The organism is Natrinema pallidum (assembly GCF_005890195.1).
Taxonomy (GTDB): Archaea; Halobacteriota; Halobacteria; order Halobacteriales; family Natrialbaceae; genus Natrinema; species Natrinema pallidum.
The window spans coordinates 1278674-1300865 of sequence record NZ_CP040637.1 but is presented as its reverse complement, the minus strand read 5'-3'; the positions used below and the strand labels follow the sequence as shown (position 1 = coordinate 1300865).

31 protein-coding genes are annotated in these 22192 nt (G+C 63.7%); 28 read left to right on the top strand and 3 right to left on the bottom strand.

Annotated elements, in window-relative coordinates:
• Positions 1-3: 3 nt before the first annotated feature.
• The 25 genes from FGF80_RS06320 (at position 4) to FGF80_RS19755 (ending at position 13986) form a co-directional block, all read left to right on the top strand.
• Positions 4-1023 carry a 50S ribosomal protein L3 gene (locus FGF80_RS06320; protein ID WP_138652855.1) on the top strand — a complete coding sequence of 340 codons (1020 nt, stop codon included), beginning with the start codon at positions 4-6 and terminating at the stop codon, positions 1021-1023.
• Between the two features lie 3 nt (positions 1024-1026).
• Entirely contained in the window at positions 1027-1779 is a 753-nt protein-coding gene (rpl4p, locus tag FGF80_RS06315; protein WP_006185660.1) for a 50S ribosomal protein L4, read from the top strand.
• The gene (locus tag FGF80_RS06310; RefSeq protein WP_006185659.1) at positions 1776-2030 is read left to right on the top strand and encodes a 50S ribosomal protein L23; all 255 of its coding nucleotides are present in this window, start codon (positions 1776-1778) and stop codon (positions 2028-2030) included. Before rpl4p ends, FGF80_RS06310 begins: the two co-directional genes overlap by 4 nt.
• 2 nt (positions 2031-2032) lie before the next feature.
• Complete coding sequence (locus FGF80_RS06305) at positions 2033-2755, top strand: 50S ribosomal protein L2 (protein WP_006185658.1); 723 nt, start codon at positions 2033-2035, stop codon at positions 2753-2755.
• Positions 2752-3174, top strand: a complete 423-nt coding sequence (locus tag FGF80_RS06300) for a 30S ribosomal protein S19 (RefSeq protein WP_006185657.1) — start codon at positions 2752-2754, stop codon at positions 3172-3174. The genes FGF80_RS06305 and FGF80_RS06300 overlap by 4 nt, the downstream gene beginning before the upstream one ends.
• 7 nt (positions 3175-3181) lie before the next feature.
• On the top strand, positions 3182-3661 hold the full coding sequence (locus FGF80_RS06295; RefSeq protein ID WP_006185656.1) for a 50S ribosomal protein L22: 480 nt from the start codon (positions 3182-3184) through the stop codon (positions 3659-3661).
• On the top strand, positions 3661-4605 hold the full coding sequence (locus tag FGF80_RS06290; RefSeq protein ID WP_138652853.1) for a 30S ribosomal protein S3: 945 nt from the start codon (positions 3661-3663) through the stop codon (positions 4603-4605). The genes FGF80_RS06295 and FGF80_RS06290 overlap by 1 nt, the downstream gene beginning before the upstream one ends.
• Positions 4605-4835 carry a 50S ribosomal protein L29 gene (rpmC, locus tag FGF80_RS06285; protein WP_006185654.1) on the top strand — a complete coding sequence of 77 codons (231 nt, stop codon included), beginning with the start codon at positions 4605-4607 and terminating at the stop codon, positions 4833-4835. The genes FGF80_RS06290 and rpmC overlap by 1 nt, the downstream gene beginning before the upstream one ends.
• A gap of 13 nt (positions 4836-4848) precedes the next feature.
• Entirely contained in the window at positions 4849-5367 is a 519-nt protein-coding gene (locus tag FGF80_RS06280; RefSeq protein ID WP_006185653.1) for a ribonuclease P protein component 1, read from the top strand.
• Entirely contained in the window at positions 5358-5795 is a 438-nt protein-coding gene (locus tag FGF80_RS06275) for a 30S ribosomal protein S17 (RefSeq protein WP_006185652.1), read from the top strand. Before FGF80_RS06280 ends, FGF80_RS06275 begins: the two co-directional genes overlap by 10 nt.
• Entirely contained in the window at positions 5795-6193 is a 399-nt protein-coding gene (locus tag FGF80_RS06270) for a 50S ribosomal protein L14 (protein WP_006180012.1), read from the top strand. Before FGF80_RS06275 ends, FGF80_RS06270 begins: the two co-directional genes overlap by 1 nt.
• 2 nt (positions 6194-6195) lie before the next feature.
• Entirely contained in the window at positions 6196-6552 is a 357-nt protein-coding gene (gene rplX / locus FGF80_RS06265; protein WP_006185651.1) for a 50S ribosomal protein L24, read from the top strand.
• The gene (locus FGF80_RS06260; protein WP_007108799.1) at positions 6549-7247 is read left to right on the top strand and encodes a 30S ribosomal protein S4e; all 699 of its coding nucleotides are present in this window, start codon (positions 6549-6551) and stop codon (positions 7245-7247) included. The genes rplX and FGF80_RS06260 overlap by 4 nt, the downstream gene beginning before the upstream one ends.
• Entirely contained in the window at positions 7240-7779 is a 540-nt protein-coding gene (locus FGF80_RS06255; protein WP_138652851.1) for a 50S ribosomal protein L5, read from the top strand. The genes FGF80_RS06260 and FGF80_RS06255 overlap by 8 nt, the downstream gene beginning before the upstream one ends.
• Positions 7772-7957 (top strand): 30S ribosomal protein S14, encoded by a 186-nt coding sequence (locus FGF80_RS06250; protein WP_006185648.1) that lies wholly within the window; start codon positions 7772-7774, stop codon positions 7955-7957. Before FGF80_RS06255 ends, FGF80_RS06250 begins: the two co-directional genes overlap by 8 nt.
• Before the next feature lies 1 nt (position 7958).
• Positions 7959-8351 (top strand): 30S ribosomal protein S8, encoded by a 393-nt coding sequence (locus FGF80_RS06245; RefSeq protein WP_006185647.1) that lies wholly within the window; start codon positions 7959-7961, stop codon positions 8349-8351.
• Positions 8352-8353: 2 nt separating this feature from the next.
• The gene (locus FGF80_RS06240; RefSeq protein ID WP_006185646.1) at positions 8354-8887 is read left to right on the top strand and encodes a 50S ribosomal protein L6; all 534 of its coding nucleotides are present in this window, start codon (positions 8354-8356) and stop codon (positions 8885-8887) included.
• Between the two features lie 3 nt (positions 8888-8890).
• A complete protein-coding gene (locus FGF80_RS06235; RefSeq protein ID WP_006185645.1) occupies positions 8891-9616 on the top strand; it encodes a 50S ribosomal protein L32e in 726 nt (241 codons plus the stop codon).
• The gene (locus FGF80_RS06230; protein WP_006185644.1) at positions 9609-10058 is read left to right on the top strand and encodes a 50S ribosomal protein L19e; all 450 of its coding nucleotides are present in this window, start codon (positions 9609-9611) and stop codon (positions 10056-10058) included. Before FGF80_RS06235 ends, FGF80_RS06230 begins: the two co-directional genes overlap by 8 nt.
• Positions 10058-10606 carry a 50S ribosomal protein L18 gene (locus FGF80_RS06225; RefSeq protein WP_138652849.1) on the top strand — a complete coding sequence of 183 codons (549 nt, stop codon included), beginning with the start codon at positions 10058-10060 and terminating at the stop codon, positions 10604-10606. The genes FGF80_RS06230 and FGF80_RS06225 overlap by 1 nt, the downstream gene beginning before the upstream one ends.
• Positions 10603-11259, top strand: coding sequence for a 30S ribosomal protein S5 (locus FGF80_RS06220; RefSeq protein ID WP_006185642.1), 657 nt, complete (start codon positions 10603-10605; stop codon positions 11257-11259). The genes FGF80_RS06225 and FGF80_RS06220 overlap by 4 nt, the downstream gene beginning before the upstream one ends.
• Complete coding sequence (locus tag FGF80_RS06215; RefSeq protein WP_006185641.1) at positions 11259-11726, top strand: 50S ribosomal protein L30; 468 nt, start codon at positions 11259-11261, stop codon at positions 11724-11726. Before FGF80_RS06220 ends, FGF80_RS06215 begins: the two co-directional genes overlap by 1 nt.
• A 2-nt stretch (positions 11727-11728) precedes the next feature.
• Positions 11729-12217, top strand: coding sequence for an uL15m family ribosomal protein (locus FGF80_RS06210; protein ID WP_006185640.1), 489 nt, complete (start codon positions 11729-11731; stop codon positions 12215-12217).
• Positions 12218-12220: 3 nt separating this feature from the next.
• Positions 12221-13696 carry a preprotein translocase subunit SecY gene (secY, locus tag FGF80_RS06205; RefSeq protein ID WP_049908078.1) on the top strand — a complete coding sequence of 492 codons (1476 nt, stop codon included), beginning with the start codon at positions 12221-12223 and terminating at the stop codon, positions 13694-13696.
• A gap of 158 nt (positions 13697-13854) precedes the next feature.
• The gene (locus tag FGF80_RS19755; RefSeq protein WP_269150345.1) at positions 13855-13986 is read left to right on the top strand and encodes a hypothetical protein; all 132 of its coding nucleotides are present in this window, start codon (positions 13855-13857) and stop codon (positions 13984-13986) included.
• A 319-nt stretch (positions 13987-14305) separates the two neighbouring features.
• On the opposite strand, the gene FGF80_RS06200 is transcribed toward FGF80_RS19755, so the two are convergent.
• Positions 14306-14572, bottom strand: a complete 267-nt coding sequence (locus FGF80_RS06200) for a cytochrome C oxidase subunit IV family protein (protein ID WP_138652847.1) — start codon at positions 14570-14572, stop codon at positions 14306-14308.
• A gap of 149 nt (positions 14573-14721) precedes the next feature.
• Here FGF80_RS06200 and FGF80_RS06195 point away from each other — a divergent pair, with 149 nt between their 5' ends.
• From FGF80_RS06195 to FGF80_RS06185, 3 genes are all read left to right on the top strand, one after another.
• Complete coding sequence (locus FGF80_RS06195) at positions 14722-16125, top strand: hypothetical protein (RefSeq protein WP_138652845.1); 1404 nt, start codon at positions 14722-14724, stop codon at positions 16123-16125.
• Between the two features lie 63 nt (positions 16126-16188).
• Positions 16189-16476, top strand: a complete 288-nt coding sequence (locus tag FGF80_RS06190) for a DUF7410 domain-containing protein (protein ID WP_006185636.1) — start codon at positions 16189-16191, stop codon at positions 16474-16476.
• Between the two features lie 108 nt (positions 16477-16584).
• Positions 16585-18225 (top strand): S8 family serine peptidase, encoded by a 1641-nt coding sequence (locus FGF80_RS06185; RefSeq protein WP_138652843.1) that lies wholly within the window; start codon positions 16585-16587, stop codon positions 18223-18225.
• A 321-nt stretch (positions 18226-18546) separates the two neighbouring features.
• On the opposite strand, the gene FGF80_RS06180 is transcribed toward FGF80_RS06185, so the two are convergent.
• The gene (locus FGF80_RS06180; RefSeq protein WP_006185634.1) at positions 18547-21030 is read right to left on the bottom strand and encodes a cbb3-type cytochrome c oxidase subunit I; all 2484 of its coding nucleotides are present in this window, start codon (positions 21028-21030) and stop codon (positions 18547-18549) included.
• Positions 21030-22001, bottom strand: coding sequence for a cytochrome c oxidase subunit II (coxB, locus tag FGF80_RS06175; RefSeq protein WP_175416995.1), 972 nt, complete (start codon positions 21999-22001; stop codon positions 21030-21032). The genes FGF80_RS06180 and coxB overlap by 1 nt, the downstream gene beginning before the upstream one ends.
• Positions 22002-22192 lie beyond the last annotated feature (191 nt).

Here is a 22192-nt window from a genome sequence, read left to right as displayed (position 1 = left end):
AGAATGCCACAAGCAAATACACCACGCAAAGGCTCACTCGGGTTCGGTCCACGACAGCGTGCGACCAGCGAGGTCCCACGTTTCAACTCGTGGCCGGACGACGACGGACAGCCGACGCTCCAGGGCTTCGCGGGCTACAAGGCCGGCATGACCCACGTCGTCATGGTCGACGATAAAGCGAACTCGCCGACCGAAGGGATGGAAGAGACCGTCCCCGTGACGATCGTGGAGACGCCGCCGATGCGCGCCGTCGCGCTGCGAGCGTACGAAGACACGCCGTACGGTATGAAGCCGATAACCGAGGTCTGGACCGACGAGTTCGTTCCCGAACTCGATCGCGTCCTGGACCTTCCCGGTGACGAGTACGACACCGACGCCGCCACGGACGAGCTCCGTGGCCTCCAGGAGGAGGGTCGCGTCGACGACGTTCGCGTCATCACCCACACGGTCCCGGGGGACGTCCCCTCGGTTCCGAAGAAGAAACCGGACGTGATGGAAACGCGCGTCGGCGGCGGTTCCGTCGACGACCGCGTCGACTTCGCCCTCGAGATCATCGAGGACGGCGGCGAACACGTCATGAACGACGTGTTCCGGGCCGGCGAGTACGTCGACGCAAGCGGCGTCACGAAAGGGAAAGGGACGCAGGGCCCCGTCAAGCGATGGGGCGTCCAGAAGCGCAAGGGCAAACACGCCCGCCAGGGCTGGCGTCGCCGCATCGGCAACCTCGGCCCCTGGAACCCGTCCCGCGTCCGCTCGACGGTCCCTCAGCAGGGGCAGACCGGCTACCACCAGCGGACGGAACTGAACAAGCGCCTCGTCGACATCGGCGACGGCGCGGACGCGACGGTCGACGGCGGCTTCGTCAACTACGGCGAAGTCGACGGCCCGCACGCGTTGATCAAGGGCTCGCTCCCCGGGCCACAGCAGCGTCTCGTACGCTTCCGCCCGGCGATCCGACCCGGAGACCAGCCGCGCCTCGATCCCGAGGTGCGCTACGTCTCCACCGCATCCAACCAGGGATAACATATGGACGCAACAGTACGAAACCTGGACGGCTCGGACGCGGACACGATCGAGCTCCCGGCGGTCTTCGAGACCCAGTACCGCCCGGACCTGATCGCTCGTGCCGTTCGCGCCGCCCAAGCAAACCGAAAACAGGACTACGGTGCCGACGAGTTCGCCGGCCTTCGAACGCCGGCCGAATCGTTCGGTAGCGGCCGCGGGATGGCCCACGTTCCACGACAGGAGGGTCGCGCTCGGCGCGTCCCCCAGGCCGTCAAAGGACGAAAGGCACACCCGCCGAAAGCCGAGAAGGACCAGTCCGCATCGATCAACACGAAAGCAAAGAAACTGGCCGTTCGCAGCGCCGTCGCTGCGACGACCGACGCCGAACTCGTCGCCGAGCGTGGCCACGAGTTCGACGAGGACGCCGAGATTCCCGTCGTCGTCGACGACGAGTTCGAGGACCTCCAGAAGACCCGCGAGGTCGTCGACTTCCTCGAGGCAGCCGGCCTCGCGGACGACATCGAACGCGCCGACGAGGGTCGCAGCGTCCGCTCCGGTCAGGGGAAAGCCCGTGGCCGCAAGTACAAGACGCCGACGTCGATCCTCTTCGTCACCTCCAGCGAGACCGGCCCATCCCGTGCGGCTCGAAACCTCGCCGGTGCCGACGTGACGACGGCCGCTGAGGTCAACGCGGAGGATCTCGCGCCCGGCGCACAGCCGGGACGACTCACCGTCTGGACCGAAAGCGCGCTCGAGGAGGTGGCTGACCGATGAGCTCGGTCATCGAACACCCCCTCGTCACCGAGAAGGCGATGAACGACATGGACTTCGAGAACAAGCTCCAGTTCGTCGTCAACACGGACGCGACCAAGCCCGAAATCCGGGACGAGGTCGAGGAGCGGTTCGAAATCTCGGTCCGGAACGTCAACACACAGGTAACGATGAAGGGCAAAAAGAAAGCCATCGTCCGCCTCTCCGAGGAGGACGACGCACAGGAAGTCGCTTCGCGAATCGGGGTGTTCTGAGAATGGGACGACGCATTCAAGGACAACGACGCGGTCGCGGGACCTCCACGTTCCGTGCCCCGTCGCACCGATACAAGGCGGACCTCGAGCACAAGAAAGAGGAGGACGACGACATCGTCCGCGGGACGGTCGTCGACATCGAACACGACCCGGCCCGATCCGCGCCGATCGCCGCCGTCGAGTTCGAGGACGGCGACCAGCGTCTGATCCTCGCACCGGAAGGCATCACCGTCGGCGAGGAACTGCAGGTCGGCGTCTCCGCCGAGATCAAGCCCGGCAACACGCTTCCGCTCGCGGAGATTCCCGAAGGTGTGCCGGTCTGTAACGTCGAGTCGAACCCGGGCGACGGCGGCCGATTCGCCCGCGCCTCGGGGACGAACGCGGACCTGATCACCCACGACCGCAACGCGGCGGTCATCCAGCTTCCCAGCGGCGAGGTCAAGCGCCTCGACCCGCAGTGTCGAGCGACCATCGGCGTCGTTGCCGGTGGCGGTCGAACGGAGAAGCCGATGGTCAAGGCAGGTAACAAGTATCACAAGATGAAGGCCCGGGGCACCAAGTGGCCTCGCGTCCGCGGTGTCGCGATGAACGCCGTCGACCACCCGTTCGGTGGCGGCGGCCGCCAACACCCCGGCAAACCCAAGTCCGTCTCGCGGGACGCCCCGCCGGGACGGAAAGTCGGTGACATCGCCTCCCGGAGCACCGGTCGAGGTGGCAACAAATGAGTCAGGAGTACCGAACCGGCCGTGAAGGTGAGTTCACCTACCGCGGCCACACGCTCGAGGAGCTGCAGGACATGGAGCTCGACGAAGTCGTGGAACTGCTCCCCGCACGACAGCGGCGAAGTATCCAGCGCGGTCTCTCCGTCGAGAAGGAGAAGCTTCTCGAGGAGGCCCGCGAGAAGGGCGAAGAAGAGACGGCGAACGATCCGATTCGAACGCACCTGCGGGATATGCCGATCCTGCCGGCGTTCGTTGGAATGACCTTCGAGGTCTACAACGGACAGGCGTTCGAACGCGTTCGCGTCGAACCCGAAATGATCGGCCACTACCTCGGCGAGTTCCAGCTGACGCGGACCTCGGTCGAGCACGGACAGGCCGGTATCGGCGCGACCCGATCGTCGAAGTTCGTCCCACTGAAGTGATCCACGTATGGGAATCAACTACTCAGTCGACGCCGATCCCGACGCGACGGCGAAAGCCATGCTTCGGGAGCGTCATATGAGCAACAAGCACAGCAAGGAGGTCGCACGCGAGATCAAGGGCCGAACCGTCGCCGAGGCCCAGGCGTACCTTCAGGACGTAATCGACGAGACCCAGTCGGTGCCGTTCAAGTCTCACAACGCCGGTGCCGGACACCGCTCCGACATCGACGGCTGGGACGCCGGCAAGTACCCGGAGAAGGTCTCCAAGGAGTTCCTCGATCTGCTCGAGAACGTCGAAGCCAACGCGGATCATCAGGGCTTCGACGGCGAATCCATGGAAATCGTCCACGTCGCCGCCCACAAGGTCGGCGAGTCCGTGGGCCGCAAGCCCCGCGCGATGGGGCGTGCCTCCTCGTGGAACACGCCGCAGGTCGACGTCGAGATCGTCGTCGAAGAAGTCGACGAGGACGAAGCAGGTGATAGCTAATGGCTGACGAACACCAATTCATCGAGAACGGCCTGCAGCGGTCCCAGATCGACGAGTTCTTCCAGGAAGAACTCGGCCGTGCGGGCTACGGTGGTATGGACGTCGCCAAGACGCCGATGGGAACCCAGATCGTCCTCAAGGCCGAGAAGCCGGGGATGGTCATCGGCAAAGGCGGCGAGAACATTCGGAAGGTCACGACGGCTCTCGAGGATCGATTCAACCTCGAGGACCCCCAGATCGACGTCCAGGAGGTCGAAGAACCCGACCTCAACGCACGGATCGTCGCGGACCGGCTGGCCAACGCACTCGAGCGCGGCTGGTACTTCCGGAAGGCCGGTCACACGACGATCGACCGGATCATGGAAGCCGGCGCGCTCGGCGCGGAGATCGTCCTGTCCGGGAAGGTCACCGGCGCACGATCGCGTGTCGAGAAGTTCAACCGCGGCTACATCAAGCACAACGGCGAGCCCGCGGAGGAGGTCGTCGACCACGGCCAGGGCGTCGCGGTCATGAAACTCGGCACCATCGGTGTCGACGTGAAGATCATCCCGCCGGGTGCCGAGTTGCCCGACGACTTCGAGGTCAGCGAAGACATGGATCCGGAGGAAGTCGTTCCGGACGCCGTCGAAGTCAACGAGGCCGAGGGCGTCGAGGAACTCCTCGAGGGCGAACCCGAGGAGGCCGACGCGGATGCCGAGACCGAGGCTGCGGCCGAAGAGGTCGCCGACGCCGATACCGAGACCGACCTCGACGAGGACGTCGTCGAGGAGGTCATCGAGGAAGAGGTCGACGCCGACGAGGAGTTCGACGAGGTCGAGGTCCCCGGCGGCGACGAAGATGTCGAGGAAGAACTCGAGGAACTCGAGGAAGACGTCGAAGCGGAGGCCGAGGAACTCGTCGAGGAGATGGAAGACGAGGACGCAGACGAGGGAGGTGACGCCTGATGGCGATCCTCCACGTCGAGGAGATCCGCGATATGACGCCCGCAGAGCGGGCGGAAGAACTCGAGGAACTCGAGACGGAACTGCTGAACGCGAAGTCCGTTCTCGCGGCCGGTGGGGCCCCGGAGAACCCGGGCCGTATCGGCGAGTTGGGTCGTACAATCGCGCGAATCAAGACGATTCAGCGCGAAGAGGGCGACCTCGACGACGAAGTCGAAGCGGACGCCGAATAACAGAACGACACCAATGGCACTGACACCCGAGACCCTGCCGCGACACGAACTCAACGGCCTCCCCGTCCGCGTCGTCGAGAGCGACGACGCCTCGCGGGTGGGGCTTGCAGGGCGCGTCGTCATCGAGACGACGAAGACCCTCTCCATAGAGGTTCGACGCGACGGCGAGTCTCGGGTCGTGATGGTGCCGAAATCGGGCTCGACGTTCGAGTTCGCGCTCACAGATGACGCCGCCGACGACCGTCGAGGGACCCTCGACGGCTTTCCGGACGAGGTCCGGGAACCCGAGAAGGGGTCGGGGACTGCGTCCAAACTGGCCAACACTGAACCCGCCGGGGATTCCGAGGATCGATCCTCGTCCGCGGCGGACCGAGCCGGCGGCGAGGCCGCCGGCTGTCGCGACGATGTCCCCTCACGGGATCACCGTCGCGCTGCTGGCGAGGATGTAGCCTACGTTACGGTCGATGGATCGCGGCTGCTCTCACGACCCGCCCGACGCACGGAAACGAATGGTGACTCACCATGGCAATAGGACTAGACGTTGACACCCCTCCGGAACCAGAGAACCCGGAGGAATACGACTACGAGAAGTGTCCGTTCTACGGCGAACTCTCCGTTCGAGGGCAGATCCTCGAAGGGACGGTCGTCTCGACGGACATGGACAAGACCGTAGTCGTCGAGCGAGAGTACGATGTGGCGGTCCCGAAGTACGACCGACACATGAAACGACGCTCGCGCATCCCGGCACACGTACCGGGCGTGCTCGAGCCGCTCTCGGTCGGTGACACGGTCAAGATCGCAGAGACCCGACCACTGTCGAAGACGAAATCGCACGTGGTCGTCGAAGTAACCGACGAAGCAACCGCGGAGGACCTCGCAGAGCTGACGAGCCAGGCCGAGCCTGAGCCGGCGCTCTCCGACGAGGACCTCGCCGCGGCTGCAGACGAGGGTGATCAGTGATGGAGGCGATGAAGGCCGACGTCACGCAGGGCCTGAAGAAGGGCTCGCTGGTCACGTGTGCCGACAACACCGGCGCGCGTGAACTGAAGGTCATCAGCGTCGCGGGCTACCACGGCACCAAGAACCGCCAGCCGAAGGCGGGAATCGGTGACAAAGTGACCGTCTCGGTCACCAAGGGTACCCCCGAGATGCGCCGACAGGTCCTCGAGGCCGTCGTCGTCCGCCAGCGGAAATCGATCCGCCGGCCCGACGGTACGCGGCTCAAGTTCGAGGACAACGCGGCGGTCATCATCGACGAGAACGAGGAGCCCCGCGGTACGGAGATCAAGGGGCCGATCGCCCGCGAAGTCGCAGAGCGCTTCGGAGCAATCGCCAGTACGGCGACGATGATCGTATAGATATGACTGAACAACCACACAAACAGCGAACGCAGACGCGAAACGCGCCGCTGCACGAGCGACAGAAGCAGCTGCACGCGACGCTGTCCGACGAGCTCCGCGAGGAGTACGACACCCGTCGAACCCGCGTCAACGCGGGCGACACGGTCGAGGTCATGCGCGGCGACCACGCCGGCGAGGAAGGCGAGGTCATGCGCGCGATCCTCGAGGACGGAACCGTCCACGTCGAGGACGTGACCGTTGAGACGGCCGACGGCGAGGAAGTGCCGCGGCCGCTCGACCCCTCGAACGTCCGGATCACGGAGCTCGATCTCGAGGACGAGCGTCGCGAGGCGCGTCTCGAAGGTGATAGCGAATGACGAAACACCAGAAACGACTCTCGGTACCGAAGTCCTGGCCGGTCGAGCGAAAGACCGAGACCTTCACGGTCAAGGCCGACGCCGGTCCCCACGGCGAAGACGGCGTGCCGCTCGTCGTCCTCCTGCGGGACGTGCTCGGCTACGTGGACTCGCGGAAGGAAGCACGGTATGCCCTCTCGGAGGACTCGATCCTCATCAACGGGGTTCCGATCAACGACGAACAGCGCCCGATCGGCATGTTCGACATCGTTGCGTTCCCCGGGCGGGACGAGTACTACCGCGTCTTCCCCGACGAGGGCGGTCGGCTCGCGCTGACCGAGATCGACGAGGAATCGGCCCAGAGCCGCCTCGGCAAGATCGTGAACAAGCAGCAAGTGTCGGGTGGCGACACCCAACTGACGCTGCACGACGGCACGAACGTCATCGTCGACGACGAGTACGATCCGAAGGACTCGATCGTCATCGACAACGACGACAAGTCCGTCGTCGCGCACTTCCCCTACGAGGAAGGCGCACTCGTGACGGCCGTCCGTGGCAACCACGGCGGCAAGGTCGGCGAGATCGACACGATCGATATCACGCCGGGCAGCGGTTCGAACAGTGTCGGCGTTTCGACTGACGACGGCGGCTTCGAAACCGTCGAAGAGTACGTCGTCGTCATCGACGAGAACTTCACGGGTGAAGACGATGAGTGAAGCCGACTCCGGTGAGTTCCACGAGATGCGCGAACCGCGCGTCGAAAAGGTCGTCGTCCACATGGGCGTCGGACAGGGCGGTCGCGAACTCGGCAAAGCCGAGGACATCATCGAGGAGGTCACGGGTCAGGACAGCGTCCGGACCCAGGCCAAGCGAACCGAACCCGACTTCGGAATTCGGCAGGGCGATCCGATCGGCGCGAAGGTGACCCTCCGCGACGACGACGCCTACGAGTTCCTCGAGAAGTCGCTGCCGCTGACGGAGCTGTCGACGGCCCAGTTCGACGACACGGGCAACTTCAGCTTCGGCGTCGAGGAGCACACCGACTTCCCGAGCCAGGAGTACGATCCGAGCATCGGGATCTACGGACTAGACGTCACCGTTAACCTGGTGCGTCCGGGTTACCGCATCGCCAAACGCGACAAGGCAACCCGGTCGATCCCGTCGAAGCACCGACTGACTCCCGAGGACGCCATCGGCTTCCTCGAGGCGAACTTCGACGTGAGCGTGGAGGACACGGACGATGAGTGAAAGCGAAACCGAAGAGAACGACCGCACGGGCGAGCACGCCGCGAAGCGAACGGGACAGATCGAGTCCTGTCAGCGCTGTGGCCGCGAGCAGGGGCTTGTCGGGAAGTACGACATCAACCTCTGCCGGCAGTGCTTCCGCGAGATCGCCCGCGACATGGGATTCAGGAAGTACCGATAACATGACCGGAAACGATCCACTCAGCAACGCGCTCTCGGGACTCGACAACGCCGAGAGCGTGGGTCATCTTACCCACGAGGTAACGCCCGCCTCGAACGAGATTGGCAGCGTACTCGAGGTCTTCTACGACCGCGGGTACATCGACGGCTTCGAGTACGTCGACGACGGCAAAGCCGGTCAGTTCGAGGTCGAATTGAAAGGAGCGATCAACGAGTGCGGCCCCATCAAGCCCCGCTACGCCGTTGGTTCCGAGGACTTCGAGAAGTGGGAGAAGCGCTATCTCCCCGCTCGGGACTTCGGTGCCCTCGTCGTTACGACGAGCAGTGGCATCATGAGCCACTACGAGGCGCGCGAGAAGGGTATTGGGGGCCAGGTGATCGCATACGTCTACTAATCATGCGAGTCGAACTGGAAATCCCCGAGAACGTAACCGTCGAGGTCGATCGGTTCGACGTCACCGTCGAGGGTCCGGAAGGCGCCGTAACCCGGCGTCTCTGGTATCCCGACGTGACCGTCGAGACTGACGACGACCAGGTGGTAATCGAAAGCGGTGCCGAGGACGCGAAGACGAATTCGACCGTCGGCACCTTCGAGAGCCACATCACCAACGCCATCCACGGTGTGACCGAGGGCTGGGAGTACGAGATGGAGGTCTTCTACTCTCACTTCCCGATGCAGGTCCGCGTGGAGGGCGACGAGGTCGTCATCGAGAACTTCCTCGGCGAAAAGGCACCGCGACGAACGACTATCCACGGTGACACCGAGGTCTCCGTCGACGACGAGCAACTCGTCCTGTCCGGCCCCAGCAAGGAGGATGTCGGACAGACGGCGGCGGACATCGAGCAGCTGACGAAGGTCAGCGGCAAGGACACCCGCGTCTTCCAGGACGGGGTCTACATCACCAACAAACCCGCCAAAGGAGGTGCCTGATAGATGGCAGACGACCAATCGAACGACGAACCCCAGGAGCTCGAGGACATCAGCGGCGTCGGTGCGAGCAAGGCAGACGCACTGCGTGACGCCGGCTTCGAGTCCATCCAGGACGTCAAGGAAGCCGATCAGGACGACCTCGCCGAAGCCGACGGCGTCGGGAACGCACTCGCCGCCCGTATCAAGGCCGACGTCGGTGACCTCGAAGTCACCGAGGAAACCGAAGCCGAGATCGAAGACGAGGGTGCCGAGGCCGAGGCGGAAGCCGACGAAGACGTCGAGACCGAACTGCAGGCTCGCGGGTTGACCGAGAAGACGCCCGACCTCTCCGAGAACGAGGAGCGACTCCTCAACCGCCGACGGAGCGAAGGGAAACCGCAGTTCAATCGACAGGACTACCACAAGAAAAAGCGGACGCCGGAGTCCTGGCGTCGACCCCGCGGGACGCTGTCCAAGCAGCGCCGCGGCGTCAAGGGCAAGGGCCCGAAAGTTCAGGCCGGCTACCGCACGCCGAAAGCAGTCCGCGGGAAACACCCCAGCGGCTTCGAGGAAGTCTACGTCGAGAACACGGACGACCTCGAGGGCGTTGACGGCTCCCGTGAGGCGGTTCGAATCGCATCCGCCGTCGGTGCGCGCAAGCGCGAGCGGATCGAAGAGATCGCCGAAGAACAGGGCATTCGTGTCCTGAACCCGACCTACGAGGAAGTCGAGGTGGAATCCGATGACTGATCTCACAGCACAGAAGCGACTCGCCGCTGACGTCTTGGACGTCGGCGAGAACCGCGTCTGGCTCGACCCCGATGCGCAGGGCGACATCGCCGAAGCGATCACGCGCGACGAGATCCGCGAACTCGTCGACGAGGGTCGCATTCAGGCCGACGACCCCTCGGGCAACTCCCGCGGCCGCGCTCGTGAGCGCAACGCAAAGCGCGCCTACGGCCACCAGAACGGGCAGGGCAAGCGCCGCGGCAAGAAGGGCGCACGCCAGAACGAGAAAGACGAATGGCAGAACAAGATTCGCGCACAGCGACGGAAGCTGCGCGAACTCCGCGACAAGGGCGAACTCACGCCCACGCAGTACCGCGAGCTCTACAAGAAGGCTGGCGGCGGGGAGTTCCGTAGCGTCCGGTACCTGTTGAACTATATCGACGAAACCTACGGTGACCAATAATGGCGACAGGACCACGATACAAAGTACCGATGCGGCGTCGCCGTGAGGTCCGGACGGACTACCACCAGAGGTTGCGCCTGCTGAAATCGGGCAAGCCACGCCTGGTTGCTCGCAAGAGCAACAAGCATACTACGGCGCAGCTGATCACTCCCGGACCTCAGGGAGACGAGACGCTTGCGAGTGCACACTCGAGCGATCTGGCGGAGTACGGCTGGGACGCACCCACGGGCAACATTTCCGCGGCGTATCTGACCGGCCTCCTGGCCGGCAAACGAGCCGTCGAGGCAGGTCTCGAGGAAGCAGTCCTCGACATCGGTCTCAACACGGCGACGCCCGGCAACAAGGTGTTCGCGGTACAGGAGGGCGCGATCGACGCCGGCCTCGAGATTCCGCACAACGACAGCGTGATCGCGGACTGGTCGCGTACGCGCGGCGAGCATATCGCCGAGTACGCCGAACAGTTGGACGAGCCGCTGTACAGCGGCGATTTCGACGCGACTGATCTCCCCGAACACTTCGACGACGTACGAGAGGCGATTCTCGAATGAGTGGAAACAACTACAACGACGGCGGTTGGCAGCCAGTCACCCGTCTCGGCCGGAAGGTCCAGGAGGGCGACATCGAGACGATGGAGGATGCCCTCAACTCTGGCCTCCCGCTGAAGGAACCCGAACTCGTCGACCAACTCCTCCCCGGACTGGAAGACGAAGTGCTGGACATCAACATGGTCCAGCGGATGACCGACTCCGGACGACGCGTGAAGTTCCGCTGTGTCGTTGCCGTCGGCAACCGCGACGGGTTCATCGGCTACGCCGAAGGCCGAGACGATCAGGTCGGCTCTGCCATCCAGAAGGCGATCGGTATCGCGAAGCTGAACATGATCCAGGTCCCGCGCGGATCGGGCTCCTGGGAGGACCGCTCGGATCGGCCACATTCGCTGACCCGACGGACGACCGGCAAAGCCGGCTCCGTCGAGGTCGAGGTCATTCCCGCCCCCGAAGGGCTGGGACTGGCCGCCAGCGACACCGTCCGTCACGTCCTCGAGCTGGCCGGCATCGAGAACGCCTGGACCAAGAGCCACGGCAACACTCGAACGACGGTCAACCTCGCGAAGGCGACCTACAACGCACTCGAGAACGCCTCGCAGTCGCGGCACCCGCGCCGTCGACCAAACCGTGAGGAAGTCGAGGTGAGCGAGTGATGAAGGCAATCGTCCAGATTCGCGGCGAAGTGAACCGACAGGACGACGTTCAGGATACCCTGTCGATGCTCAACATCCACAACGTCAACCACTGTACGCTCGTCCCCGAGACTGACGCCTACGAGGGCATGATCGCGAAGGTCAACGACTACGTCGCCGTCGGCGAGCCCGACGCGGACGTCCTCGAGACCCTGCTCGCGAAGCGAGCTGAACCCCTCGAAGGGGATCAGTCCGACGTCGACGAGGAGTGGCTGGCGGACAACACCGAATACAGCGACTTCGGTGAACTGGCCGACGCGCTCCTGGCGGAGGAGACGACGCTTCGTGACGAGGGACTGTCACCGACGCTTCGACTCCACCCACCGCGGGGGGGTCACGACGGTATCAAAAAGCCGACCGTTGAGGGCGGCCAACTCGGAAAGCATACAACAGGGGAGATTAACGACCTCCTAGAATCGATGCGATAACCATGACGAGTAAAAAACGACGCCAGCGCGGATCGCGAACCCACAGCGGCGGTTCCCACAAGAACCGACGCGGTGCGGGCCACCGTGGTGGCCGCGGCCGTGCCGGGCGCAGCAAACACGAGTTCCACAACTACGAACCGAAGGGCAAACACGGCTTCAAGCGACCCCACGACATCCGCGAGGATGTCGCGGAGATCGACGTCCAGAAGCTAGACGAGGACGCGATCCTCTACGTCGCTGACGATCTCGCCGAGGAGACCGACGACGGCTACCGACTCGACGCACGCGACATCGTCGAGGACGGCCACGAGGTCGACACGGTGAAAGTCCTCGGGTCCGGACAGGTCCGGAACACGCTCGAGATAACGGCGGACGCGTTCTCCGATGCGGCCGCGGAGAAGCTCGAGGCTGCCGGCGGCGAGGCAGTCATCTCGGAGCGAGCACAGGAGGACGACGACGCCGAAGCCGACGCTGAACAGGACAAGGAATAACATATGGGATGGAAGGAAGCCGCTGAACCGGTCCTCACGCGGATGCCAGCAGTGCGCCGTCCGGAGGGGCACGTCCCCTTCAAGCGCAAGCTGATGTGGACGGCCGGTATCCTGATGTTGTACTTCTTCCTGACGAGCATCACGCTGCTCGGGTACCAGACCGGCGGGTCGGGCGATCTCTTCGGTGAGTTCCGTGCGATCCTCGCCGGGGCACACGGATCAGTTCTGCAGGTCGGTATCGGTCCGATCGTCACCGCGAGCATCGTCTTACAACTGCTCGGCGGGGCGAACCTGCTCGGGCTCGACACGGACGACCCACGGGACCAGGTCCTCTATCAGGGGCTCCAGAAGCTGCTGGTCATCCTGATGGTTATTCTGACCGGGCTCCCGATGGTGTTCTCCGGTCCGCCGGGAGGGGGCTTCCTGCCAGCCAAGACGTCGATGCAACTCGGTGGGATGGCGCTCACCGCGACGCAGATCCAGGTCCTGATGTTCGCCCAGATATTCGTTGGCGGGATCCTCATCCTCTACATGGACGAGGTCGTCAGCAAGTGGGGCATCGGCAGCGGGATCGGTCTGTTCATCATCGCCGGCGTGAGCCAGCGTCTGGTCAACGGTTTCATCCAGCCCAACTCGCAAGGGTTCTTCTACAGCTGGTACCAGATTCTGACCGGGCAGATCGAGATCGGCTCGATCGCGTCCGGCGAGGGGCTCTACGCCCTGTTGGTCACCGAAGGTAACCTCATCGGGCTGATCACGACGCTGCTGATCTTCGGGATCGTCGTCTACGCGGAGTCGGTTCGCGTCGAGATCCCGCTCAGCCACGCTCGAGTGAAGGGTGCGCGTGGACGCTTCCCCGTGAAGCTCATCTACGCGAGCGTCCTGCCCATGATCCTCGTTCGTGCAGTGCAAGCGAACGTCCAGTTCATGGGACAGATCCTGAACAGCCAGTGGGGGAACATGCCCGCCTGGATCGGAACCTACTCACAGCAGGGCCAGCCCGTCAGTGGGTTCTTCTACTACGTGGCCCCGATCTACTCCCGACAGGGCTGGATGTGGTGGACGGCGAACGTCTCCCAGGAGTGGTGGCAAGTGATGATCCGGATCGGCATCGACGTCACCTTCATGATCGTCGGTGGCGCGGTCTTTGCCATCTTCTGGGTCGAAACCACTGACATGGGGCCCGAATCGACGGCAAAGCAGATCCAGAACTCCGGGATGCAGATCCCCGGCTTCCGACAGAACGTCGGCGTCATCGAGAAGGTCATGGAGCGGTACATCCCGCAGGTGACCGTCATCGGCGGCGCGCTGGTCGGCCTGCTGGCCGTCTGTGCGAACATGCTCGGGACCATCGGTGGCATCAGCGGAACCGGACTGCTGCTGGCCGTCTCCATCACGTACAAACTGTACGAGGAGATCGCCGAGGAGCAGATGATGGAGATGCATCCGATGATGCGCCAGATGTTCGGCAGCGAATAACGACCCGCGCTCGTTTTCTTTCGTTCGTCGACTTGCTCACGTGATCGTCGGCGCTGCTCACGACGCGACGTGAGTCGTCCGACCGCGAAACGCCTGAGCCGAGTCGGCGGAGCCCCGACTCTCGTTTTGCCCAGGGACCACTCGATCCGACGCCGCGGATGACAGCCGTACTCGAGGAGGAGAATGGAGACGCGGTCGGCTGGAACGACATCCGGCCCACTGCAGGAAAACGCGCGGACCTCGTCCTGGCCTGGTGTCGGTGCCTCGATACTGCCCTGGCACGACTGTGACGGAGCGGTCACGCGAGACGGCGGTGCGGAACCGACGAGCAGTGGCTCGGGCTCTCGGCCGTAGCCGGCGGACTCGTCTGGTTTCGTTGCCGATATGGACGGCACGTCGCCCTCTCAGCCGACCGTCGTGGTCGGACGACGGAGGGGACGTTCCACTCGCCTTCTTCGTGAGGGGCGTCTCTGGCCGTCCGGTGAGCACTGAGCGAGGCGAGTATCTCGAAATGTAGCGGACTACAGGGGTACCGGCGCTGTGCGGTGACGGAAAACGGCGAGAAACGTGTAGATGTACCCCGCGGAACGGGTGACGGTTCGAAACGAATTACTGGATGGAGTAGCCTGCGGCGAGGGTCAACAGGAGCACCATGAACAACGCAGTGAGCATCATGTAGGTGACCGACCGCGGTTCATCCTTCAGGTGCTGGAAGTAACCGGCGATCAGCGAGACCTTGATGACCGCCAACACCATCGTCCCGGCAATCGCAACCTGTTCGTTAAATATCTCCGGGAAGTGGAAAAAAGCGAATTTCCCCGTAGCCAGCAGTAGCAGTGCCACGTAAATCAGGCTGTACGTCCGAATGCTCGCCATTGGTGGTGAATGTGGGTGACGGATACTTATACCTTCCTCATATGACCCCGAACGGAACGTGATCCCACTGCGTATCCACCGCTCGTCGCGGACGGTACTCGGGAACTGGAAACGACACGTAGATGCACGACCAGTCCGAACGGCCGGCAATGAGTGGACGGTCGGTAGTCGTCCGCCGATGCGGTATCGGCCTCGCGGTCGCGTTCGTTGCGCTGGCTATCGGTGCCGGCGTCGCCGCCGCCAGTAACGTCGCTGCCGGTCTCAGCGGTGGCAGCAGTGACGTAAGCGTCCCGACGTGGCTTTACCTCGCGACCGGCGGCGGTACCGTCGGTGCTTCGGCCCTGTTGACAATGCTCGTCACCGACCGCGACGTGATCGGGGCCTATCACGACCACGCGCTCGAGCAGTCCCTCGACCGACTGCTGACCGCGGGATCGCTCCTGTTGGGTGTGCTCGGGCTCCTCGGGCTCGTGCTCGTCTTCGTGGCCGGCATCGGCGGGCCGAACATCGGACTGGTCAGCGCGACCGTCCTGGTGACGTTCGTCGGCGGGCGTGCGTTGTTGACGATCGTCGCCTACACCGTCGGTAACCCGTGGCCGGCACTCAACCCCTGGCGGCGGATCGCCGAGGCGCTCCCGAACGGCCACGAATCGTACCCCTCCTCGTACGACTCTTGGCCTGCTGTCGTCGCACTGTTGACGTTCGTCTGGCTCGAGGTCGTCGCACCCCTGACGACCACGGCCCGGGCGCTGGTAGCCATCCTCGTGATGTACTCGCTGTTTACGATTTCGGGTGCGGTCGTCTTTTCGCCGGGGACGTGGTTTCGACGCGGCGACCCCCTCTCGCTGTGGTTTCGCCTCTACGGGGCCGTGGCACCGATTCAGCGAACCGATGACGGGCTCGAACTCCGATATCCCGGGTCGCGGTTGAGCGAGCCGGATCTCATCACTGACACGTCGCTCGTAGCATTCGTGCTCGCGCTGGTCTGGGAACTGACCTACAGCGGCTTTATCGTTACGCCGGCTGGCGTCTGGACCATCGAAGCGCTGGTCGGGATCGGACTCCCGCCGGTACTTGTCTATCTCCTCTTGCTCGTTGGTGGCTTCGCCCTGTTCTGGAAGGTCTACTGGGTCGCCATCGACCGGACTCGCGAGCGAGCCGAGACGTACCTCTCGCGGCGATACCTCGGTTACAGACTCGCCGCGCCGCTGCTTGCCATCGCCGCCGGCTACCACCTCGCACACTACGTCGGGTTCGGACTCTCGCTGTGGCCGTCGCTGCTCGATGCTTTGGCGATGCCGTTGAACCCGCCGCCGAACCCGACCCGGTACGCGTTGCCGGGCTGGTTCGGCTACGTCGAGATCGCCGGCATCCTGTTGGGGCACGTCCTCGCGGTGTGGGTCGCCCACACCGTTTCCTTCGAGTTGTTCCCCGGGAAGCTCCAGGCGATCAGGAGCCAGTATCCGCTCATCGTCGTCATGGTTTTCTTTACGATGGTGAGTCTCTATCTCGTTTCGCAGGGGACGATGAGCCCGCCCTACGTTCCGGGCTGACGGAGCCCGTCTCGGCAGCCGAACCGGCAAACACTTGCTCGCGACACCACAAGCATCGACCGAATGGCGACCGACCGAGCGCTCGAGCGCGAGTACGATGTCCCCGCGGACGAGACGCCAGCTGGAACCTGTCCGTACTGCGGCCGGCCGTTTCGCGCCGAACGATACGTGACGTTCCACATCGGCGTCGATCACGCCGAGGAGTGTTCCGACGCCGAACGCGAGGTCTTCGACGAGGAGCGCGACGACGAGGAGTACGACCTGTTCACGTTCCACTTCAAGGCAGCCATCTCCGTGTTTCTCGTCTACTTCCTGTTTACGTTCATTTACGCGCTGGTCTGGGCGGGCTGAGCGACCGATCTGACGGCTCGAGAGGGCGTATACTCGCGACCATCCCACCGTCTACGGACGTGGATCGTTCAGAATCCCTTTATTTCATCGCGACATAGTAAGTGTATCATGCCGTCAGTCCGCTCGGGAACGGCTCCCGTACTCACCCTCGTCGTCGCCTGGCTCCTGCTGACGTCCGGTGTCGGTCCGGGTGTACTCGGTTCGGACAGCGCCGCCGATGCACTGGAATCCGATGACGACCCGATCGTCGTCGATGCTGACCTCCCTACGGACGGACCGACGGTCGAGGCCGTGATCCGACTCGAGGAGCCCGATATCCCCGCCGGAATCAGCGCGGACGAGACCGAACGACGGCTCGAGACTCATGCCGAGTCGACACAGGAGCCGCTCCTCGAGTACGCACGGGGGAGAGACGGGCTCCACGTCAAAGAGACGTTCTGGCTCACCAACGCCGTGTTGCTCGAGGTCGATACCGACGCCGTCGACTACGGGACCTTCGACCGGTTCGGTGCGGTCGAAGCCGTCCACGAGAACGTCGAGGTGTCGGTTCCCGAGCGGCCGGATCGCGTGAACGCGACGGCGTCGGGAGCGGCCGCGTTAGCGGGCGGCGAACGACGAACCACGGCCGGGCTCGCGCAAGTCAATGCCACCGACGCCTGGGACGCCTACGATACCCGCGGGGAGGGCGTTCGCGTCGCGGTCCTCGATACCGGCGTCGATACCGGCCACCCCGATATCGACCTCGCGACGGACGATCCGTCCGATCCGACCTATCCCGGCGGATGGGCGGAGTTCGACGCGACAGGCGGGCGCGTCGCGGGGTCGACGCCACACGATACGGGAACGCACGGAACGCACGTGAGCGGGACGGTAGCCGGTGGAGCGACGACCGGAACCGCGATCGGCGTCGCCCCCGAGACGGAGTTGCTTCACGGGCTCGTGATGACCGACACGAACGGGTCGTTCGCGCAGGTCGTCGCCGGGATGGAGTGGGCCGTCCGGCAGGACGCCGACGTGATCAGTCTGAGTTTCGGTGCGACCGGGAAACACGCGCCGTTTATCGATCCGGTCCGGAACGCGCGGGAAAGCGGTGCGGTCGTCGTCGGTGCGACCGGCAACGACGGACCGGAGACATCCGGCTCCCCCGGAAACGTCTACGAGACGATCAGCGTGGGCGCAGTCGATCGGAACGGCGCTGTCCCCTCGTTCTCCAGCGGACAGCGGATCGATCGGACCGAGTGGGCGGCAGCGCCGCCGGACTGGACGGCCCCACCGTCGTACGTCGTCCCCGATGTCGTCGCCCCTGGTGTCGCGGTCACGAGCGCCGCTCCGGGCGGCGGGTACCGATCGATGCCGGGAACGTCGATGGCAGCCCCGCACGTCTCCGGAACGGCCGCGTTACTCCTGTCGATCGAGCCCGACGCGACGCCCGACGAGATCACGACGGCGATAACCGAAACGGCTCGCATGCCCGCGGCCGGCACAGTCACTGGCGACACGACGACGGCCAATGGCACGGAACCGCTCGAGACCCGCTACGGGCACGGCATCGTCGATGCCAAAGCCGCCGCTGACGCGCTCGTCGCCGTCCGCCGGCCGTCCGATGACTCGGTCGCCGGCAACGCGAGCGATTCAAACCCGAGTGAGGGGGCACGTTCTCCCTCGAGTCCCGTTTTCATCGCCGGCGTTCTCATCGTGGTCAGTTTGACCCTCGCCGTTCTGGTACGGTACCGAGTCGGGAGGCGGTGACGGCCGGTCCGACTCGACGGCGATGTTGACGACTCACTAGTTCCGGCTTCGGCTGACGGCGCTCGGACCCGTGGCCGGACACACCGAGAGTCGACCCGGCACTGACAGCTCGACCGTCGAACGCGAGTAGCCGTCCGGCGCTACGCGGCGACGAGAGCGCTGTCGGTCCGACGACGTCTCGCAGACGCGTCGGCCCCTCGTCGTACTGACGGTGCTCAGTATCGTAGTGCTCGAGAGTACTGCGGCCGTTGCGATCCGCTGCTCTCGCTTGCCGAGCAGAACACAAACCGAAGAAAACGAATCCCGTGTAGCGACGGATCGCTACATCAGGTAGAACAGTGGGAACAGGAAGACCCACACGATGTCGACGAAGTGCCAGTAGAGACCGAAGTACTCCACGGGCATGTGATCCTCGAGATAAGCGTCGATCGAGATGACGCGGTAGATCATGAACAGGGCGATCAGGAGCCCGAGGATGACGTGCAGCGCGTGCAGGCCGGTCGTCACGAAGTACAGCGAGTACTCGATGCCGCTGAACCAGTAGTGACCGTCCGCGAACTTGCTGCTGTACTCGAAGGCTTTGACGCCCATGAACACGAGTCCGAGCAGAACCGTCGCACTCAGCGCACCGAGCAGTCCTTTCTTGTTCTCACGCTCGGCCATCACGTGCGCGAGGATGACGGTGAAACTCGAGGTCAACAGCACGTACGTGTTGAACAGACCGGCCTCGGTGATCGAGTCGAGATGCCAGTCGTGCCAACCCATGTGGATCCGCATGAACACGTATGCACCGATCGCGGCACCGAAGACGACGACGTCGGAGGCCAGGAAGACCCAGACGCCCAGCTTCTCGTTGCTGATGCCGCCGAACGGCCAGCGTTCGGCGACGGCCATCTCGGGTGCAGTGAACTGCTCGCGACCGAACTGGAACAGCGTGACCGCGAGCATCGCCAGTCCGAGCACCATGAGGGCCGGGTAGACGATGTTCTGTGCGGGTGCCGAATCGAGGGTGACGAAGTTCCCGACCCCGCTGTGGATGTGTGACTCGACGAACGAGAAGAAATACGGCGTGATGCCGCTGAGCCCGAGGAAGAACGTAAACGTCGCGATACCGATGCCGAGCGGCCAGATGCTGGCGTGATCGGCGTGCTCTTCTTCGTGCGTCGCGGCTGCCGTGCCGGTCGCTTCCTGTGCGACGCCGCCGTCGGTCGCGGCCGCGGTATCGTCAACGAACTCGAGTTTCCCGCTGGCGTAGCTCGGCCGGTCGGGCCAGTTCTCGAGCGGTGGCGGCGATGGAATCGCCCACTCGGCGGTCCGGGAGTACGTCCACGGGTTGTCGGGGGCCTTGGGGCCCGAGACCAGGCTCTTCCCGAGGGTGAAGAACATGATCAGGAAGGAGGCACCGAAGACGAACGCCCCCACGGTTGCCAGTTGATGATAGATCTGGGCACCGCTACCGTAGTGGAAGACACGCCGTGGCGTCTCCCAGGCCATGAACATCGGGAAATACAGCAGGTTGAAGCCGATGAAGTAGACCGCGAAGTTGAGCTTTCCGAGCCGTTCGGAGTACATCTTCCCGGTGAGCTTCGGCCACCAGTAGTAGATGCCGCCCATCAGTGCTGTCACTCCCGAGACCATCACGTAGTGGAAGTGCGCGACGACCCAGTAGGTGCCGCGGAACTCGTAGTCGAGGACGACGGCACCCAGGAAGACGCCGGTGATGCCTCCCAGGATGAACAACACGAGCGCACCCAGCGAGAACAGGAACGGCGTGGTAAATCGAACGCGCCCTTTGACCATCGTATAGATCAGCGCGAAGACCATCAGGTCGAAGGGCAGCGAAATCCCGATCGTCGTCGCCATGAACAGCGTCTTGATCGGGAGGTTGATCGTCGACAGGAACATGTGGTGCATCCAGACGAGGAACGACTGGACCGCGACGAGGACCATCGCGATGATAACCCACTTGCGGCCGACCAGTCGTCGTCCGGTGAACGTCTGGAACGTCTCGAACATGATCCCCAAGGCGGGGAAGAAGACGATGTACACCTCCGGATGGCCGAAGAACCAGAAGATGTGCGCCCACAGCAGGCTCGAGCCCTGATCGGTCGCGAAGTACTGCGTGAGGAACAGCCGATCGACCGAGAGTAACAGCACGGCTGCCAGCAGCGCCGCGAACGCGAACAGCATCATCCAGGCGGTCAGCAGCCACGACCACGAGAACATCGGCATGTTCCACAGACCGAGTCCCTCAGCACGGGATCGGTGCATCGTGGTCAGGAAGTTTACCGTCCCCATCGTGATGGAGATACAGAACAGGACCAAAGCGAGAACCATCGAGTTCCCGCCGGTCATCGCCTGCATCGCCGGAGTATACGTCGGCACGTTCAGCGGGGCGTACATCGTCCAGCCGCCGGAGAACGAGCCGCCCTGGAAGAACGAGATCGCCATCAGGATGCCCGAGAACAGGTAGAACCAGTAACTCAGGGCGTTCAGACGGGGGAACGCGAGGTCCTTCGCCCCGATCTGGAGCGGGACGAAATAGTTCGCAAATCCGCTGGCGATCGGCGACAGGAACCAGAAAACCATGATGAGTCCGTGCCCGGAAACCGACTGGTAGAACTGGTCGTTGGTGAGCAGCCCCGTCCCGCCGGATTGCCAGAGGTGGGTCCGGAACAGCAGTGCCAGGGTCCCACCGAAAAGCAGGAAGAACATCGACGTCGCCATATAGAGGATGCCGACGTCCTTGTGGTTGGTCGTGACCAGCCAGCGCTTGATCGACCGCTTCGGTGGCAGATCACTCATCAGGCGCTACCTCCGTCGTTCGTTTCGCTTTCGTTAGCAGTACGTTCCGTCGCGTTCATCTCGAGTGTGTAGGTTTCCTCGACCGGGCCGGTCATGTCGAACTGGTTTTCGACCCGTTCGAACTGGCCGTCGGTCGGTTCGATCGTCACGTTGTATTTGCCCGCTTGCTCGATGTCGGACACTTCGATGGTACCGTTGTCGAATTCGTCGGCCGTGTAGCTCCCTTCGAAGTCGGATTCCTGACTCTCGAGCGTGAGTTCATAGCCCTCGGTCACGCGGGATCCGTTTTGATCTTCGATCGTGAACGCCATCGTCAACTGCTCGTCCATCCACTGATCGAACTCGTCGGCGTCCATGATCTGTAGCGTTCCGACCATCGAGGTGTGGTACTCGCCACAGAGTTCGAAGCACTTGATTTCCTGTTGTTGGCCGGCTTCGGATTCGTCGGCCTGGAACCACGTCTCGTCGTATTCGCCCGGAATCGCGTCGGCTTTTACCCGTTGATCGGGTATGCCGAACGCGTGCCAGACGTCACCCGATGTCGCCTCCACCCAGACCCGCTCGCCGGCGGGGACACGAAGGGTGCTCGTCGATTCGATGCCGTTCTCGTACTCGAAGAACCAGGCGAAGCTATCGCCGGTGACTTCGACGTTGAGCGCGTCCTCCTGTGCGCTCTTGGCACCGTCGCCGGGATCTTCGACGTACAGGAGCGCCGCGTACGTCCAGATCACCAGCGAAATGACAATAACGGCGCTGATTCCGAACGAGAGGAACAGCTTCTTCCCGCCCTGTCCGCCTGTCGGTAACTCCCCGAGGGATGGCAGATCGTCACCCTCGTCGGCCTCGCCGGTGTCGCGGTATTTGTACGCGTTATACAATGTATACGCGATCACGATGATTCCGACGAGTGCACCGAGTCCGAGGAAGACCAGAAAGATCTGCTCGAACACGTCGGCACGTGTCCTCTGCATCGGGGTCGTCAGTAGGTTGATGATTGTATTCACCTCTTTTGAACTCCGGTTATATGTCGGAGATTGATTGCTGAGGGCACTTATCTATTTGGAAACCGCCCGGGTGACGCCGTCTATCGGTCGCCGGGACGGCGGATCGTTGCCGTGTCGCTCGAGCCGACTGATCTCCGCCTCGTCGATCCATCACTGTT